This window comes from Terasakiella sp. SH-1, assembly GCF_004564135.1.
In the GTDB taxonomy this organism is placed as follows: Bacteria; Pseudomonadota; Alphaproteobacteria; order Rhodospirillales; family Terasakiellaceae; genus Terasakiella.
In genome coordinates this window covers 53,957-72,182 of sequence record NZ_CP038255.1, presented here as the reverse complement: position 1 = coordinate 72,182, position 18,226 = coordinate 53,957, and the positions used below count along the sequence as shown (strand labels likewise).

The 18,226-nt window shown below is 42.0% G+C and carries 18 protein-coding genes; 6 read left to right on the top strand and 12 right to left on the bottom strand.

Annotated features, from left to right (window positions below; genetic code table 11):
- The first annotated feature begins 76 nt into the window (after positions 1–76).
- Positions 77–2,404, top strand: coding sequence for a DUF262 domain-containing HNH endonuclease family protein (locus tag E4K71_RS00340; protein ID WP_135074894.1), 2,328 nt, complete (start codon positions 77–79; stop codon positions 2,402–2,404).
- Between the two features lie 5 nt (positions 2,405–2,409).
- On the opposite strand, the gene E4K71_RS00335 is transcribed toward E4K71_RS00340, so the two are convergent.
- The 7 genes from E4K71_RS00335 to E4K71_RS00305 form a co-directional block, all read right to left on the bottom strand.
- Positions 2,410–3,270 (bottom strand): phosphoadenosine phosphosulfate reductase family protein, encoded by an 861-nt coding sequence (locus E4K71_RS00335; protein ID WP_135074891.1) that lies wholly within the window; start codon positions 3,268–3,270, stop codon positions 2,410–2,412.
- A 3-nt stretch (positions 3,271–3,273) separates the two neighbouring features.
- Positions 3,274–6,606, bottom strand: coding sequence for a hypothetical protein (locus tag E4K71_RS00330; RefSeq protein ID WP_135074888.1), 3,333 nt, complete (start codon positions 6,604–6,606; stop codon positions 3,274–3,276).
- Between the two features lies 1 nt (position 6,607).
- Positions 6,608–7,510: a DUF4007 family protein gene (locus tag E4K71_RS00325; RefSeq protein ID WP_167730153.1), complete on the bottom strand. Its 903-nt coding sequence runs from the start codon at positions 7,508–7,510 to the stop codon at positions 6,608–6,610.
- 106 nt (positions 7,511–7,616) lie between these two features.
- A complete protein-coding gene (locus tag E4K71_RS00320) occupies positions 7,617–8,606 on the bottom strand; it encodes a hypothetical protein (RefSeq protein WP_135074882.1) in 990 nt (329 codons plus the stop codon).
- Between the two features lie 16 nt (positions 8,607–8,622).
- Positions 8,623–9,015, bottom strand: a complete 393-nt coding sequence (locus E4K71_RS00315) for a hypothetical protein (protein WP_135074879.1) — start codon at positions 9,013–9,015, stop codon at positions 8,623–8,625.
- Positions 9,008–9,487 carry a hypothetical protein gene (locus tag E4K71_RS00310; RefSeq protein WP_135074876.1) on the bottom strand — a complete coding sequence of 160 codons (480 nt, stop codon included), beginning with the start codon at positions 9,485–9,487 and terminating at the stop codon, positions 9,008–9,010. Before E4K71_RS00310 ends, E4K71_RS00315 begins: the two co-directional genes overlap by 8 nt.
- Before the next feature lie 53 nt (positions 9,488–9,540).
- Positions 9,541–10,239 carry a hypothetical protein gene (locus E4K71_RS00305; protein ID WP_135074873.1) on the bottom strand — a complete coding sequence of 233 codons (699 nt, stop codon included), beginning with the start codon at positions 10,237–10,239 and terminating at the stop codon, positions 9,541–9,543.
- A gap of 453 nt (positions 10,240–10,692) precedes the next feature.
- Between E4K71_RS00305 and E4K71_RS00300 the strand changes: the two genes are divergently transcribed.
- The 4 genes from E4K71_RS00300 to E4K71_RS00285 all read left to right on the top strand — a co-directional run bounded on the left by E4K71_RS00300 (position 10,693) and on the right by E4K71_RS00285 (position 12,471).
- Positions 10,693–11,205: a hypothetical protein gene (locus E4K71_RS00300; protein ID WP_135074870.1), complete on the top strand. Its 513-nt coding sequence runs from the start codon at positions 10,693–10,695 to the stop codon at positions 11,203–11,205.
- Positions 11,206–11,254: 49 nt separating this feature from the next.
- Complete coding sequence (locus E4K71_RS00295) at positions 11,255–11,482, top strand: hypothetical protein (protein ID WP_135074867.1); 228 nt, start codon at positions 11,255–11,257, stop codon at positions 11,480–11,482.
- A gap of 145 nt (positions 11,483–11,627) precedes the next feature.
- Positions 11,628–11,939 carry a hypothetical protein gene (locus E4K71_RS00290; protein WP_135074864.1) on the top strand — a complete coding sequence of 104 codons (312 nt, stop codon included), beginning with the start codon at positions 11,628–11,630 and terminating at the stop codon, positions 11,937–11,939.
- Positions 11,932–12,471 carry a DUF6538 domain-containing protein gene (locus tag E4K71_RS00285; RefSeq protein ID WP_135074861.1) on the top strand — a complete coding sequence of 180 codons (540 nt, stop codon included), beginning with the start codon at positions 11,932–11,934 and terminating at the stop codon, positions 12,469–12,471. Before E4K71_RS00290 ends, E4K71_RS00285 begins: the two co-directional genes overlap by 8 nt.
- Here the strand turns inward: E4K71_RS00285 and E4K71_RS00280 are convergent.
- The 3 genes from E4K71_RS00280 to E4K71_RS00270 form a co-directional block, all read right to left on the bottom strand.
- Complete coding sequence (locus E4K71_RS00280; protein ID WP_135074858.1) at positions 12,440–14,527, bottom strand: metallophosphoesterase; 2,088 nt, start codon at positions 14,525–14,527, stop codon at positions 12,440–12,442. The genes E4K71_RS00285 and E4K71_RS00280 overlap by 32 nt on opposite strands.
- Positions 14,528–14,764: 237 nt before the next feature.
- Positions 14,765–16,159: a radical SAM protein gene (locus tag E4K71_RS00275; protein ID WP_135074855.1), complete on the bottom strand. Its 1,395-nt coding sequence runs from the start codon at positions 16,157–16,159 to the stop codon at positions 14,765–14,767.
- Between the two features lie 121 nt (positions 16,160–16,280).
- Positions 16,281–17,222, bottom strand: coding sequence for a site-specific integrase (locus E4K71_RS00270; protein ID WP_240796852.1), 942 nt, complete (start codon positions 17,220–17,222; stop codon positions 16,281–16,283).
- Between the two features lie 184 nt (positions 17,223–17,406).
- Here E4K71_RS00270 and E4K71_RS18115 point away from each other — a divergent pair, with 184 nt between their 5' ends.
- The gene (locus tag E4K71_RS18115; RefSeq protein ID WP_167730152.1) at positions 17,407–17,562 is read left to right on the top strand and encodes a hypothetical protein; all 156 of its coding nucleotides are present in this window, start codon (positions 17,407–17,409) and stop codon (positions 17,560–17,562) included.
- Here E4K71_RS18115 and E4K71_RS00265 read toward each other — a convergent pair.
- A complete protein-coding gene (locus E4K71_RS00265) occupies positions 17,559–17,873 on the bottom strand; it encodes a helix-turn-helix domain-containing protein (protein WP_135074847.1) in 315 nt (104 codons plus the stop codon). The genes E4K71_RS18115 and E4K71_RS00265 overlap by 4 nt on opposite strands.
- Positions 17,870–18,226 carry a type II toxin-antitoxin system RelE/ParE family toxin gene (locus E4K71_RS00260; RefSeq protein WP_135074844.1) on the bottom strand — a complete coding sequence of 119 codons (357 nt, stop codon included), beginning with the start codon at positions 18,224–18,226 and terminating at the stop codon, positions 17,870–17,872. The genes E4K71_RS00265 and E4K71_RS00260 overlap by 4 nt, the downstream gene beginning before the upstream one ends.

The following is an 18,226-nucleotide window of genomic DNA, read 5'->3' as shown; positions in this document are numbered from 1 at the left end:
CACAGCGTGTATTATCTGGCCTTACTCTTGCGGGTATGATAATTCTCTTTGGTCAAATTAAACAAAGGTGTTGAATATGAGTGGGGGCAAATTAATGAAAAAAGTAGGAGATTTATTCAAAGCTCAAGCTTCAAGTCCGTTAGAGACCGCTATGTTATATAACGGAAGCGTAGGTTTTGTGATTCCTGAATATCAACGTCAGTATGATTGGTCGGAAGAAAATATTAGACGTTTATATTTTGATTCACTGAATGGTTTCCACAGGCTCTCTGAAAGTGGAGATGCTAATGCTTTTACATTTCTCGGCACCTTGATTTTAGTGGAAGAACAAAACCAAGAAAGCGATTTCTCCGGTGTTTCGGTCGCCGTAATTGATGGTCAACAACGATTGACTACTTTAATGCTCTTTGCATGTGCTTTGATTGCTGAAATAAGACACCAAAAAGCTATAATTGAACCTGCTGAGCTTAACGACTGGCTCAATGAAGAAATCAATACAAGGCTGTACGATTTATATGAATGCTCAATAGGTGCACAGCGAGTAAGCTCAACACAATCGTTTCCTTTCCCCCGAATGGTTCGAAAATGCGATACACGAGGTAAAAGTACAGCGAATTCAGAATATACATCCCCTCTTGGAAAATTTCTCGAAGGTTTTGCAGACTACTTTGATAGTGACAAGACCATCTACACTCCGCCTGCATTAGGGACAGGGACTGATGCGGAAAAACTCGCTGTAAATTATAGTATCATCCAAAATTTAATCAGTCAGTTAAACAATCCCACTTGGTATTCAGACGACAGCGAATGTGAACAGTTCGATATTGATTGGCTCCGTCGCAGTCAATGTCGGACACTTCTGGGACGTTTAACCGATTTTATGAAAGGTGATGCTGAGGCTAGCAGAGCCATTGAAGAACTCATCTCAAATAATAAATTACACCCATTGGTTCGAACATTACTCTACTCGGCGTATTTCTGTAAATGTATTGTATTAACGCGAGTGATAACCGAGGACGAGTCTGCTGCCTTTGATATTTTTGATGCTCTTAATACAACAGGCGAACCGCTGACAGCCTTAGAAACCCTAAAGCCTCGGGTTATTAACTATGAAAATAAAGATGGGGCATATGCGGGGTCTCCATCAGAAGAAGCTTTCAAAATAATTGATAAATATATTGATAAACGCTTTGCTGAAACCTCGAAAAAACAAAATGAAACAAAAGATTTGATTGTAACATTTGCTCTATACCTTGAAGGTAAAAAACTCCCAAAGGACCTTGCAGCACAACGAAATTTTCTAAGAACAAGTTATGACGGAGCTACAAGAAACGGAACTAACTCCGCTCGTAAGTTCGTTCATGCCGTAGCCCAATCAGCATTATTTAGACGATACTATTGGGAACCAAACGGTATCGAAGAACTGAGCCGGTATCATCAGGCTTCTTCCCTTGATGAAGTTCAACTCCTTATGTCTTTAATACGTGATATGAAGACGAGCTTGGCCCTGCCAATTTTGTTCAGGTACTGGAACCCCGATTTAAAAGAAAATGGTGAAAATGATTTTGTACGAGTTCTGAAATCTTTGACTGCTTTTTTAGTATTAAGAAGGGCGGCTACTGGGGGAACCGCAGGCATTGACAGTGATTTTAGAGCCATTATGGCACCTAAAACGGGTAGAGGAGCAACGCGTAAGTACGGTCTCTATGCTGGAGTTGATCATTCAACCCCCCTTCTGTCTCCAAACGACCTAAAAGCAGCGTTTAGAACTTTATTGGAGCATAAGATTAAATCTCTAAGCAAAGAAACATGGGTAAGCCAAGCGATTGCAAATCCATTATATGAACAATCTCGTGAACTTGTAAGATTCATGGTGCTAACGGCGTCACACCAAGCAATCCCCGACCCAATCAACGCGGGTTTATGGAGCAAAGAGGGGGTTAGGCACGATGCAAATGCAAACAACTTTTTGAATTATGAGACTTGGTGTGCAAACACATATGCAACAGTCGAGCATATTGCGCCAGATACTATGCCTGAGAGAGGATGGAATACAGATGAGTTATATTCTGATAATATTCTACGCCACTCCCTTGGAAATTTAGCATTACTACCTGCAAAAGAGAATTCTGCTATTGGTAATGATAGTTGGGAAAAGAAGAAAAAGTTCTATTCAGCTTTTTCAGCAGCAACCCTTGAAGAGCAACGGCAAAGAGTTGAAGAAGCAAAAGCTGCTGGTATCGTGTTTAAAAACTCTACTTTAAAATTGATGCGAGAAGGAACGCGATTAACGCTGTTACAACCTTTGGAAAATGTTGAAGAGTGGAATAAAAGTATTGTTGTAAATCGTGGGCGCAATATAGCAGAATTATGTTGGGATCACGTTTGGCCTTGGCTCAACTAAAAAAACTATTTATGACACACAACGCACGCTCCAGCCCCTTCATCGACACCGTAGAGTTCGTCAATTTCTAACTCAGGGTCCAAGTCTTCCAGAAGAGGGTTGGGGTAGCGTTCGCGCAATTTCTTTTCACGCTCTACACGTTTGGCAAAATCATCTTCGATAGCTTGAATACGTTCGGGTTTTTCAAGGTCTGTCAGGGGCTCACCTTGGGTCCAAGTAAATGGGCACCCGTGATCAGCGGCATTTTTTTCGAGGCTTTTTGCATGTTCAAAAGCTTCTGGGTGTTCACGCATCAAACGAACCCATTCGATTTTCTGCTGGAAGAAGCAGAATGTACAGCCACTTCTTGAACGCCAGCGATAATAATCGGGCAAACCCAAACCGGATGAATCAAGAATATCAATAACACCAGCCTTGTCGATGTCATCATCACGAAACGGTAGAACCACTTTCAAGTTAGGATCGGTCGCAGCGTATCCCTCACGATAATCTTCATCGCCTCGAATGGCGACATACGAATATACCGTATATCCTTTTTCCAGATATTCACTTTTGACCCACTCTTCAAAAGGCTTGAGTTTTAACTGGCGTGTACACCAGCGGGTTTGTGCGGAAGGTAAGAAGTGATTGTAGCGGCGCAACCAATGATCAAAGTCGTGATCCGGGTTTAGTTGTTTGACTTCCTGACCTAAATAACCACTCAGTTTATGAAGATAGGAATGCACTTCCGGGAGTTCACTTCCTGTGTCAGTAAAGAAATACTGTAACAGGATGTCAGGGTAGTTATCGCGCATGTAGATGGCGAGAGCCGCTGAATCACGACCACCAGATAGACCTAATACATGCACTTCTTTTTTTTCTGACATAACTTACTTACTCGAAATAATCTTTAATCCAGCCTCGGCCAACGTGGCAATCTGGATGGTTCTGTTATCAGATAGTTTACCAAGCAAATCATTCAACTGTTCAGCATACATTTGAACGTCTTTGGCTTGCTGCTTAGTAAGGTTTGCTGACTCCATATGGGTTTCTGCTTCTTTACCCGTTCCAACCACTACAGCGATTGCCTGATGACCTTCTGACATGTCTGTTTTGACATGGGCTAAAGCTTCTTCACGGCGGAACTGGGTTGCAATGGCAGTCAGTTCCATCTTCGCTTTCTTTAAATCGCCATCACGCCACTTCTTAGGGATCGCTTCACCAACCAGACCTGCAATGCTTTCAACCTGATTATTGTCACCTGAGAAATTAGACAGACGAGAGGCGAAGCTCTTGAGGCGGAAGTCGCCTGTTTCTTCTTCAACGCCTTTTGCCCGATTTTGTAGGTCTGCAAGGTTCGTTAAACCATCACCTTCGGCACCAACTTCAATGAGTAAATGTTGTTTAAGACCTTGAATCATAGTTGGATAAGCTTGTGACATTTCAGAAAGAGCTTCACCAACCTTTTGCGCAATCAACTGTGCGCCCATGTCTTCGTTATCAGCGGCAACATTTTCAAACGCTGACGCTAAGTCTTCAAACAAGAGTTTGTTCGGGTCTGATGCCAATTTTAATATTGCGCGAATAGTTTTAGCATCTTCAGACAAATCATTTGTTGCATGGACCCATTCAGGTAAACGCATGAAGAAAGTCACCATTGCTTTTGCAACATCAAAAGCTTCTCGCTTGATTTTCTTGTTGAGCAAACGCTCCATTGTTTCGTGGAGGTTTATAAGAACCTTTTCACGGAAACCACTCAGCTTGGTTTTACGGACTGTCAGAAGCTTAGGATCAGCCAGCATGTCATGGACAATGATCGTTTCCCAGCGGGGCCTAAACTTACCGTGCAAGTGAATGGCAAGTTCAGAACGTCTTGAAAGCATGTATGTGAGAGCAAGAACAGGAAGAACGCCATTTGCCAAACCAAAAGGAGGCAATGACCACAAATTATATAGTTCTGTGAGGTCTGTCAGTTGACCGTCATCCAAAAGTTCATCAGTCTTTTTGAATAGCTTTTGAAGGTTCTTGTCAGAACATTTCTTTTCTGTGAATTCCCATTGTTTATCAGATGTTTGGGAATGTAAGCCTGTAGCCTTGAGAACCGTATAATACAAACCAGCATCAGCAGGGAAGCCTTCGTATCCAAGGTTTTCTTCATGCTCTCGTTCCAGCATGACCTCCATAAGAGAACGTCGTGCTGACGCTGCACTTGAAGAAGGTTTTCCTCGGTTTAATAGCTCACTACTGATGATTGGAGTTTGACTATAGTAGCTTTCAGCAATTTCGGAAGCAAACTGACTCAAAGTATCTAAACGTTTGATACCTTGGGATTTACCTCTCCAATACCAGTCAGCCTGCAAAATCGAATTGTTTAACGCTTCTGCAAGGGCTTGTTCAGTTTGACCAATGCGAGTGTCTACTTCGTTTCGTGCAATGCTGTCACCATGTAGTGCGGGGTGGTTCTCCAGAATGCTTTCCAAGGCATTCTTTTCGCGTGATAACGAACGAATTTGATCTGCATTTGGAAGGCCAGCAATCGAAATGGATGAATTAGCTCGTGTTTTGGTGAGTTTGGTTATTTCTGCAAAAACCTTTTCTTGCTCAATATCATCAGTCGTTAGAGCCAATAAGAATAGTCCCATTTCTCCGGCTGATGGTTTGAATTCTGAAACACGTTTTTTCAATTCATAGAATTCACAAAGCTCCACTCGGAACCATCGCAATGAACCCGTGTTGATATAGTGCTTCTTAGCTACGGCAGGACGCAAGTTAGCCCGAGCTTCAAGGTCATCAAATTCAATTGATAAGCCACTTAAAATTTCTTCTTCAATAGCAGCTTCAATATCGAAATCGCTACCTTCGAAAAGAGCGAAAGCTCCTAAGTGTTTTCGATAAACCGCAGCAGACCATTTGCGAAGGTCTTCAAGTGCTTGTTCGACTTCTTTTATAGAAACGTTTGGATGACATGCAGACAAAATCTCAGAAGAGGCGACAAGCCCTGTTTGGCCACGAAACACTTCGATTAGGCCAATTGATTTCGCCAAAGAAATATGGAGGTCACTACCTAAACTATTCACCCGTGAGATCGCATCACTTGCCGTTGCCCATCTGTGTCCATCCGGTGAAGAAATGATCAGTGGTTCAAGGTTAAGTTGGAGGTAGTCCCAGAGCCTTGCAGGATTGAAGGATTGATTATCTTCAAGACTGAATTTACTTAGAAACTCTTGGAACGCACCCGGTTCTCCAGAGGTGAGAAAACCAAATGTGCTACGTTGGTTTTGACCAAAGCGTCTTCGTGAGATTGGACCAAGTAACGCTGTAACCACAGGATGGAGCGGCCATGCCCCACATAATCGGTTTGAAAGATCGGCTGTAGTTCCCGGTCGACGTTTTATGATTTCATTAGCAACATCATCGGTAACATTTTGAAACTTCGTAGGTACTTCATCAGCTTCAATTGCGCGACTAATGAGATCAACCGTTTCATCATGGGTTTGAATGAACGGAATATCGATGAAACGACCTTGGATTTTTGCCCATTCATCCCGTGCAGTTTGACTTAACTTGCTGGCATATTGATCAAATGCTTGGTGCAAGAAACCAACAGTAACTATTTTCTTTTCATGTCGAGCAGAACGTTCTGCAAGTTCTTGAAAGAAGAAAAGATCACCTGAATTCGTTGCCGCATATTCAAGAAACTTACCCATTTCATCGATCAGTAGGATTACACCATTTTGATCTGAGGTTTTATTTGCGATTTCTTCCAATAATGTAAGCGCACCTTTCTTTCTGTCTTTTTCTGAAATCAGTTCAGACTTGATTAGGGCATTTACAATAGCTTCATCAGGTGTTTGTTGGGAGCCTACGATTGGAAGAACGATCCATCCATCTTCTCCTCGGGGTAAGTTATTCAATAGAGGAGTGGTGGTTTGCTCTCCCAAAACGGAACAAGCTTTGTCATGATTTTCTTGTCGTTTGCCTAACAAGCTTCCCAATACGACTGCCAAACTTGATTTACCGCCCCCAAATGGACCCGTGAGTGTAAAGGCTCTTTGTGGGCCGGAAGCGACTTGTTTGGATATAGAGATTAATGCGTTGGAAGCAGATGGAGGACATACATAACCTTCCAAAGCTTCTGTATCATACATATCCGTATCTACACGGATTGATCTCTGGAACCGAGAAACGACTTTAACGCTATGACTTAATTGATCTTTTGGCATTTTAAATCTCAAACGCAGGGCGTAATAATTCGATTGGAGAGGAAGGTTCATTCACCAAAGCAACTTGCCTTAACCCGGCGGTTTCAGACCATTCGAAGACACCGTTTGAACTATCCGCAATATCTACTAAACGTCTTACTGTTGATTGTTCATCAAGCTTAAAGACACGACCGGGAGAACCTTCTCCATAAACAATTTTATCAACCGAAATTGTATTCGATGTACCTGCTGACTTCATATACTCGAACAAACAGAAGTTAAATATTGCAGAGTGGAGTGTCGGTTTATCACCTTTTTGTAGGACGTATCGCGTCCCATGCTTAATAGGCTGAATAATATTCAAATCCCCGAGTGCTGATTCGAGATCATCCCCTGCCGTTTTCCCACGCTTTTTGGCATAACAACCAATAAAGCAATCAACATCATTCTTGATTGTGGATTCAGAAGTCCGGGAAATATTCTTATCAGAACAAAATGTCAGCAATGAAGAAATTAGATCATGTTTTTCAAATTTATCATCTAAAAGTAAATTAAAAACCCAATACCACGTTGTGCTTTTATTTGGTGTGGAACAAAGCTTCCAATGCAACAACCAAAGAGTAGAGTGGGTTTCAGCGTAAACATCGACACCATCTTCACCGAACAGGAAATCACCTAACTCTGTTACTTTCCAAGTATTATTCTGTGTTTCAATGATTTGAGTAGCGGTAGCCCAATGGCGAATTGAACTCACCATATTCTTACCAACGCCAAATCTCACGATTGCGTCGGCATCCGCAAAAATGCCGCGATTGTCGGTTTCTTTCTTATAAATCTCTGTCGTGGCTTTAGTCAGCCAACCGTGTCGCAACGGAAAGGTTTCATGACCTGAAAACTGAACCGAACTTAAATCGTCGATAGACACTACTTCTAAATCTCCAAACTGGACAACTTCTCCAGTTCGCAAATTAGTCTCTAAAGGTTGTAGTTGTCAATGAAATGAACAAGAACAAAACATATTGTTCTGGGATTTATTTCTTATTACACATTTCTATGAATACCGCCGATTTTACAACGTTGATACCAGCGGTTTCATACTTTTCGCATATCTTGCCTTTCTCTTCTTCCCCGTAACCTATGCAATCCTTTAACAGGTAGACCTTTCTTGCCAGCATTGGGTCCGTTGAAAAGATTTCATTTATCAAATCATCGACTGTAGGAATAATCGAATGAAAGGTCGAACCACCTGCAAAAACAAGAAAATCGTTATGCCGTAATTTTTGGAAGAGTGCGGTGTTTCTTTGATCTAAAGCTCCCTTACCATCCCATCGAGTCAAACAATCGGGACCAAATATGGAATAGCATTCGGTCCACGGGTTCGTGTCATACAATTGCAGACCGGGCTGAATGCCTCGCGTTACGGCATGAAACCAACAGGCTTCTTGGATAACACCTGCCAAATTCCAACCATCACTTCCCATTAGACAATGGAAAGGCTTGATATGAAGTTGATGCCCCATACTTTCAATTGATTTGGCGTAATATTCAGATTGTTTACACACCCAATTGTAAGTACCACCCGCGAACTGAGAAACTTCGGGGGAAGGCTTGTATTTTTCAGACCAAACATCTTCGCTGGTAATAACTGTCGCAGCTTCGACATTTCTACCGCACTTATCCATCCACCATAAAGGCAGGAATATTTGATAAGGGAAATGGCTCCGCATCATTGTGGTGATGTAGGAAATGTGCGGCAGGTTTCTGTAGATAAATTCTACAATGCGAACGGTTTTCTCGCTTACTTCACGTTCTTCTGGAATAAATGCCGATGGGAAACAAAAGTCTTTCTGACAATCAATAAGCAATAGTTCAATGCGTATTTTGTCAGCTTGAGCCTTCTGAATGTTGTGTGATGCCACATATTCTTTGGCGTGACCCATAATCTCTGGCAACGCAGGAGAGAAGCTCCTGTTTGCCCCATTAGCAGGATCAAAGAATTCAGGAACTTCAATATCTGTCATTTCTTACAGCCTTCGCTTACAATTTATCCACCAATTCCTCAATTTGGCGACGTAAGTCATGGTAAACAACCTCGGTCGAGTGCCAATCCATACGCTTGACCTCCATCACATCACTTGCCAAGGTTGGATTACAGCGAACACCGTCAAAGTGCTGTTTGCCCCAACGAAGCTCAGATGCGCGAACGTGCTTTTGAATTTCTGAAATATCGCTCCCAAATGTGCAAACCCTCACCATAAAGCCGTGGGGCTGTTTGTGATCAATCCGTTTGCTGATAGTCACACAATCTGAACCGTTAATTTGTGCCACAGGCCACTCTTCATCATCTATGTCCTTTAAATCCACCGGGACTTCCATAAACTCGATAGCATAAATGAACGTTGAAGCGACTTCGGGAAGAAATTCATACATTCGCATACTCGCCTCCATCGATTTCACGCTTGTCGGCACTACGGATCAAAGTCATGGAGCAGCGGTTATCAAAATCGACCATATTGCAGCTACCAAGAATGATTTCCGCTTCCGGGATTTTGTAGCGGTCACGTTCGGTCACCAATTCAGGGGCTAAGGCCCGACAATTTAGTTCCACAGTTTTGAAGTCTCGTGGCGGTTCAATCACCATCGGATAAAGTCCAAAACAGTCGCATATAACTGTGTAACCGTCTTTGCCTCCCAAACAGTTAATTGAGATGCTGCTACCTGTTTCATGGATTGGATATTGATCAATCCATATTTCGGTAAGTTCTGGCTGGTACGATAGATTAATTACGCCCGTGATACGAAGGAACATGCAGTATATCCGTGTCTGCTGTCCGGCCCAGACATCAATTGATTTTGGTCCCTTGGGTTCATCAATCTGATAGTCAAATTCAGTTAATCGCATAGGTGTATCTCCTCTTTAGATACACCTATTTATGCAGACTGGATCGTGTTGTTTTAAATGGCAGCAACGTATCCATATTTGCCAGTTTCAAGGCTTTTGATCACGCTGACAATCTGTCCTTTTGCACGACGGCTGTTATCGTAGTCAGCAGCTTCCAACGCTTCCTCAATAGTAGCGAGGTCACAACCTTTCCTTAAAAGAACAAAACCAAGCTTGAAAAATTCTTCATTACGCTGTCCACTTCCAGCCTGAACATTCCGATAGTGGTCGATAGAAGCTTGGATGGATTGGGGTGACACGGCTTTTCCCACTGACGGTTTTTGCATTGGTTTATCAGAAAATTCCACCACGTTCAGAACTGCAATCGGGTCCAGTAGATCACCATCGCAAACATCAAAGAAACTATCACCGTCTTTTGCCTGACACGGGAGGTAGAAAAGTGATGCCGCATGACGTTTGGATAAATCAAAGCCGTGATGCCTAAACCCATGATCGGTCAATATCTGGAAGATGTGGTCAACGGCGATTTGGTGGACTTCGGCAGTCATAGCCGTTGTCGTTGGCAGAAACACCCGATAGCGACCATTGCCAGAATGGGAATTGCAACCGACCATTTTCAAGTGCGCAAACACCTTCTTGAAGTCTTGCCATGCAATGCCGTTTGGATCGTCGTTATCCAGCCAGACACCCCATGTATTCTCGACGTTTTTTAACCCACGATCTGTCTTTTCAGAAAGGGCTGGATTAAACACCGCTGATGACACCAGATGGTTATCTTTCTTCTTCGCATAAGTTGTCTGCCACGCATCATGAAGTTGCTCAATAAGAGTATCTACGGCAGAAACGTCGAAGATTGCACCTTGTGTATCGTATAGGTCGCAGAGTTCGAAAAGAACCTCTTAATTGAGCGCACCAAAGCCGGACAGGCAGTCGCCCGTGAGAATGGTAAAACCTTCGGTCGCCCAAAGAAACTAACGACCGCGTTGGCTCGTCAGATTCAGATCGCTCATGATGATCCCTCAACAACAATGATGGATACATGCCGTCATCTGAACATCAGTAAATCAACTTATTACAACGCTCTCAAGGCAGCAGTCTAATCCCGGGGTATGTTTTTTTACTTGGTCGATTTTTTATGACTTTTGATTAAACACGGCCGTACCATTGTCTCAGTTATAAACCTCCCAATAAGAAGGATGAAACACATGGGACAAGATTACCCTTTTAACCATGCCCTCGCGACCAATCGCTGGCATCAGTTCTTTGTTGCAGATGATCCAGAAAACTTGGGCAATTGGCATGATGCGCTTCAAGAAATCTGTAAAGGACCATTTTGCATCGAAGAAGAATATGGTCGGATCGCAGTTCAATCTGATGGTGATGCTGTGCGATTGGCGGCAACACCACACTTACATGTGAATGGTGCAGATCGTCGCATTACTTTTGTGCCGACAGAACGCACGTTCAGTGATCTGTCATATCAAATCCGCAAGAGTTATAGTCAGTTCGATATTCAGGCCAATTACCGTGTTCAGGAAGGTGATGACGACATCGCCTATCTCACGGGACGTATCTTCTTACGTCCGTTCAGTGATGAAGAAGCTGACCTTAAAATGGTTGCCGAAGAGATCGTAGAAGAATACGGCGATCTTGGTGTGGCAGTCCGTTATCTGGATGACCAAAACCGTCTTCTCGATCTGTATGTCGATGGACATTAAAACTGATAGGGCTTCGTTCCCCCCCAAAAAAAAATGAAAGGACAGTAAAATGTCTACTTACTACGATTTGGAACCACCAATCTCGATGGAATTAATGAAGACCAAGCAGAATGGGTTTGGTGACTACTACGTTGATTTTGGCGACGATGAGTATGTCATTTTGTCAGTGGATGATGATTGGGCAATTGGATGTACCCGCAATGTGTTTGTCTCCCATAAAAACTGTAGTGAATTCTTTATGGACGAATTTGGTTCAGAACTCATTCCGTTAGATTGAAAGGCGTTCAAAACAAAGCCTTCTGGTTTTTCTTGGCCCCGTTGAATTAATCCGGCCCAATCCAGAAATGTTCCCGCTAGGCTCCACCATTATACAATCAGCCATAGACACGGTGACGTGCTGTGGCTGTTTTGTTTTTACCCCGATGACATATCCGTCAGATCGTCAGAAATGGCGTGTGAACGGTGCTGAAAACGTCTGTGGTGTGATTGCGTCGGAAGTTCGCAAAGCCACTGTACGCCTTGCATTCATGTTCCCGCATAGCTCCACCAATATACAAAACCACGCATGCGGTGACGCAGCGTGGTTTTTTGTTATCACCCGCAGAATGCTGCTGAATATGACGGTCGGCGACGGTGGTTGTGACGGTATTTCACAGCGTAATTTGACGACAAATTCAGGTCAGAATCGTGAATTTGCTACAGGCGACTGCTACAGTGGAGGTCGCCATGCGTAGGTTCTCTGGTCTACATCGTCGTGGTGACATCTGGCATTATCGTCGTTGGGTGCCGCTGCATCTGCGTGAACGTGTCGGTCGTACCGAAATCACCAAGTCCTTACACACTGCCGATTACAGCACCGCCAAACAACGTTATCGAACCGTCATTGACCATGTTGACCAGTTACTTCAACAAGCATCAGAACAACGTCTGAACGACGATTACGACTGCTCCGGTTTGCTACAGGAATTTGCTACAGTCAAAGCTCCACCAACATCCGACCAAGACGGTCTCAGAACGCTAATCAAAACGGTCGTAGAAGAGGTTCTGGAAAAGCATTCACCGAAGAAACCATCCATTACGCTGGACGACCTGTACCATCGTTATATGGATGATCCGGCACGACAGCGATCACGCAAAACGGTTATGACATACCAATCTGTTTATAACGTGCTGATGGATATATTCGGTAAAGATCGATTGATTGAGGAGATTAAACGGGATGATTGTCGCCAATTCATGGATGTTGTGCGTCACCTTCCGGCTTAAGTCTTTCCGCTAAACTTAAATAAGCGGCAGCTATGCCGGGTTCTGCCCAAAAGTTAAATTCGTTGGCCAAAATATCTAAATCATTTTCACTATTAATTATCACTGGGTTTGCCTCAAGCTCTTGATATTCCCAATTAGTATTAACGTCGAATCCCCCCATAAGGTCTATTGGTATAATAAATTCAGGTCTTAGACGAAACGCATCAACGATGAAGTAGACCTCGTCCAACTGTTTAAGGTCTACAACTTTTTCAATTATTTCAACCGGGTTAATTTGCTCACTATTATTATATACGATCTGATCGATTCGCCTTTTTAAAGCCAAAAGTGAGCGTGTCTCCTTTTCTAGTTCGTTGTGACCTTGAGTTTCTTCCAAAACTTCTTTTAAGATATATTGTTTAAAATTATTAAAGTTAATTTCTTTAAAATGATCCATTGAACTGAATTCCAGCATTCCTGCTGGACAACAGTGGAATTTCTTAGCTCCTGCGGATTTGGCATCAGAACTTTTTGCCCGTAAAAGCTTAAGTTTACCTGTGTTTTCGTGACTTATGATTGGGATTGTGAAGGCGATTCCGGCTTCATAAATTGAAAAATCACCTTTCTTTATGTTTTTAATTTTTTCTAACCACTCTTGAATTATAGGTGCATTTTTTAAAAAAGATTTCTGAGCAGTCTCATCTTTACAAACACCCCATCCCTTAAAAATATTCTCTCGTAAATAATCACAATCATCAAGGATGTGATCGTATCTTGACGGTGCTATGATGGTTTTTTCATTGTTAATACTTACTAATCGAAAGATATTTCCCGGATAAAACACCCGTTTCTTTGCTAGAGCTTCTTGCCTCCTCTGTTCTGCTAAGGATGTCTCTCCTCTATCAGGCGAAGAACACTTTTGCTGATGATCTACATTAAATGGAAAAGACGGTTTAAATTCAGATAAGTAAAACGGTAAACGCCTCTTGTTACTTGTTTTGTAAAAAAAATCTTTCAAATCATTAGGGTATAATTCGATAAGTTGATTAATTAAAAGGGAATAGTTCGCTTCTGTGACATTGATGCCATCAACATCCTCTTGTTTTGTTGCCTTAATCTTTGGCAACTGAACCATTACAGGTCGAGATTTCTCATCGTTCTTTAACCATTGACCACTTTCTGTCGAATATTTAAAAACTGTGGGATGAGTTTGGTTTGCTGTAAAATCGACCTTTAAATGCGTGAAAAACTGAGGCCACTTACTTCCTTGATAAGCAGCACCTGCTCCTGAGACAAACAGTGATTGCCCTTGCGAATTCGAAGATGAAATCACATCAATTTCATGGACATGGCCATGACAAAAAATATGTGGGCCTGTTTCTTGCCCCAGCAAAGTGTTAAATTTCGTTTTGTTCCATTCCACTAACCAATCAGACGGATGGTGGCTTAAGACAACCACAAGTTCTTCTTTAGTATTCGTTTTATTTAATGCTTCATTTAAACTTTTAATATCAACGCATAATTTCTGATGATCCTCATTATCACAGGATAACACTGCTGAATTTAAGCAAATGAAATGTACAGTTCCACATTCAGTGCTATGGGTTACGTGATCAATGAATGGGTTATCATTCCATGTGTTTAGGAAGAAACTTCTTTCATCGTGAGTATCTTTACACCAGTTTAAGAAATCTTCCATATGAGCATGGCTGTTCTCAATCGTATTTTTACTTAAATTGAAATTTTCAGCTTGTCCGTATGCCAATCGTAAACATTTTGAATCTACTTTTGTCCGATTGGTGTCATGATGTCCCGGACACAGAACTATACCCTTTTTCGCAAATTCCGATAATTGTTCTAGCCAGTGAAGTCCTTGTTGGAATTCTGTAGCAGTCGCTTTTTGTGCAAGGTCACCTGTGAACAATATGTAGTCATAAGAAAGTGAATTGTTTTTTACTGCGGTAACAATGGCCTTTGTGATTCTCTCGTGTTCACCGTCGTTGTCAGTGACACCAAAATGAACGTCTGAGACGTGCAAAAAAGATAGTTCCATATAGCCTCTCTCAATGCCTCCCACACACTGAATCCATTGTACTAAGGAATCAGAAATTACTATAGCCAATATTGGAGGGGCGGCATTTGCCACTCGCTATTATTGACAATCGATAGTTCTTCAAAAAATAAAACCAATTGAAAATCGGCAGCTTATCGAACTGACACTCCTCAACATCTCTTAGATTGTATTAGCATGTTTTTTCCATAATTAAAAGCGAGTGCCTTACCTGCATTAATCGTCACTGGGTATTTTTAAAAATCAAGCAGGTTCACTCAATTTTCTTGAGCAAATACGCCTAGCCTCGTTGAAATAGTGGAAAATTTCATGGCACTTTAAGTGTTTTGTTTCATAGATTGGAAGAACATCATAGAAATCAGTTTTGACACCTGCAAAATGGTGATCAAGAGTATTAATCATTCTGATGCCATATTGTTCTGGTTGGTCACCATAGCTCGTTCCGGGATATGGCATCAGATATGAAAGATGCATCGAACTGACCAAGCCACTTGATACAAAGTATGAAATATCTTCAATTTTTTTCATACAAGACGCATGAGTGTCGTCAGGTAAACCAAATATCCAATACATTTGGCTATCAATTTGAGCACTTCTCAAATCTGTAAGTATTCTCTCTGTTTCTCGAAAGCTTTTATTTTTTAAACGGATAGAGGAATTTGATGTTTCCAAATCCTCCACAGCAAAAGCTATTTGACGACAATTTGCCGATTTCAACCTCTTTATCGAAGTTTCATTCAACATCTTTGCTTGTGTTTGACACCACCAAGGCTTGAAGTTATTCGCTGCAATATATTCATTTAATAATTTTGAAGGCTTTGAATTTATAAAATAAGTTAAATCACCAATTAGAAAATAGCTAAAGTCATATTCTTTATGCAATTTGTTTATGTTAGTTTCTATAGTCTCATTTTTATGCATAAATACCTTGAAATTTTTGGATGCCGCAGGAAAACAAAAGTCACAACCAGTAGGACACCCTGTAGCTTGAAATAATCTTGGGATTAAATCTATTTCTTTAGGTATATTTATATACGTTGGAAATGTGTCCTTGGTTAACTCACTCAGAATATTATTCTTTCCATTAGACGAGTTAACGATGGAAAATATTTTAGCTACAACAGTCATATGTAGCTGATCGCGAATGATGTAATCAAACTTTTCCGAAAAAGGAAGCGTGGTATCAACTGCTGCACTTCCTCCAAATATGACTGGAATTTCGTGATTCAACTCCTTAATAAGCGAGAATATTTTGACTGCCTCTTGATAATTTGACCGCATCGAAGTTAAAGCGATAAAATCGGGCTGACCTGCTTTTATGCAATTTTCTAGAAATTGATTCGGCGAAAAATCTTCGTTTATCGTTTTCAAGAAGTATAACAAATTCATATCTATTGCGAAAGTTGATAGACCTGCCTGATCGCAACTAGATTTCAAACAAAAAATACCATGACTTGGTTCATGGTCTTGATCTCCCATTAATAAAGCACCGCTTCTGGATGTTATATTGCTTTCTTTTTCTTTGATGTAGTGCTGGATTGATGCGTCTCTATAGAAAGATGGTGCTGCGATAAAAAGCACATCTAATTTGCGATCAGGTAATATATTTTCATCTTTATAAGAGTGTCTTAAATCCATTCTCGCTCTCTCTCCATATACAGCTTATAGTTTATTTGCTTCTCAGTTTCTATTATAGAATAGATTATGTAAGTTTGATTCTATTGGCAATTTAAAATTGTTATTTTTGATAGCTTATTCTCTATAGGGAAAACTTTATAAATGTTAATTCCTTTAGAATGATGTCCAATGAATAGCCTCTGCCGTAATATAACTGGGCCGACTTTCCCCGTGAACCATCTGCCCACCCCCCAAGCAACATAGCAATTTCATGACGAACATCCGCTTCACGCAATGCATCACGGAAGTTATGTCGGAAACTATGGTACGACGTACGGTCAGAATCGGCATCAATGGATTTGAGGAACCTACTGAACCACTTTGAGAATTGGTCAGATCGGTAGCCCGTGGTACCAGCACGAATGTCAGGAAATAATTTCCCTCTTGGCTTACGTTGAAACTGTTTCAGATACCGCATGAAGCCGAGTTCCAATAATTGCGGATGAATGGGAACCACACGTTCCGATGATTTCGTTTTGAGAACTTTATCGTCAATTCCACGGTCCGATTCACGGGTGATGTTGAAGCACCAGACCTCATCTCGAACGATTACATCTTCGACATTCAGTTGGCAGATTTCATTGAGCCGAAGACCGTTATATAGACCGATATGCGGCACCCAATATTCAGCACCTGATTTATCGGATAATGCCGAAAATATCTTCTGTAATTGATGGTCCGAGAACGGCAATCGTTTATCCTGAGCATGCACGGGATCGGCGACGGATAAATTCTTTGCAGGGTTATGGTCCAACAATTCTTCTTCGACCGCCCAATTTAACATCGCCGACAATTTGTTTACGTATTTGTTGATGGTCAGCGGAGCCATCGGTTTTATTCCACGTTCCCGTGCCAACGTAGATATTTCCAACAATGATTTCCGTGGAAACCTTTTCTTAGCATTCGCAGGGAGGTGACGCACAACATCCATGAATTGGCGACAATCATCCCGTTTAATCTCCTCAATCAATCGATCTTTACCGAATATATCCATCAGCACGTTATAAACAGATTGGTATGTCATAACCGTTTTGCGTGATCGCTGTCGTGCCGGATCATCCATATAACGATGGTAGAGGTCGTCCAGCGTAATGGATGCCTTCTTGGGTGCATGACGTTCTAAAACCTCTTCAACGATCGTTTTGATTAACGTTTTTAGACCGTCGTGGTCATACTGTGGTGCTGGTCATGGCGTTAATGGTGTCACTGTGTTTGATAACATTCGTGAAATGAGCCGGGTACAACGTGATGTTATTGAGCGTGGTATTCAAGCAGGGCTGGATGATGTTGCCGCCGGGCGTTATGAAGAAGTAACCCCGGACAGCCTCAATGACTTCATATCGAGCTTGGATGAAAAAGGTTAGGCCAGAACTTCCAACCCTTTACGGTCAATCAGATCAAGTAGACGGGCGGCAGCCCCCTTGGGCGGGGTGCCGTCTTTGGCCTCCCACTTTACAACTGTTTTCGTAGAAACACCGATGAGTTTTGCCAGTACAGCTTGGCTGATATGCTCACGTTCTCGCAGTTCCTTGATTTTTTTTCGATCAAAGTCAGCTTGGTGCAAGCAGCGTTCATCAAACTCCCGCATGGTTGTTTTTGGAATGGCACCGGCAGCATGAAGATCAGACATCATGCCGTGCAATGATTTTGATAGATCAGATTTATAAACACTCATTGTATAACCTCCAATTCCCGAAACACTTTCAAACCGCTTTCATCCAATTGCATGATGACCTTGGCGGCAGCTTTCAGGTCTTGCTTTTCACCACTCGAAATATTTGCCTTTTGGTTCTTCTTGAAGCCGTGGATAAAGAAAGCCTTATCATCAATCTTCAATGCGATAATGGTTCTGTACGAGCCGCTTTTACCCTGACCGACAGCAGCGATCCGCTTCTTGAAGACCATACCGCCCAAACTTGCCTCATATTGTCCTTCATTGACCTCTAAAGCAGCTTTAACCAGCTTTGCATCAGTGATATCGGTTTGCTTGCACCATTTATCGAACTGCCGTGATGTAAAGACCCGCAT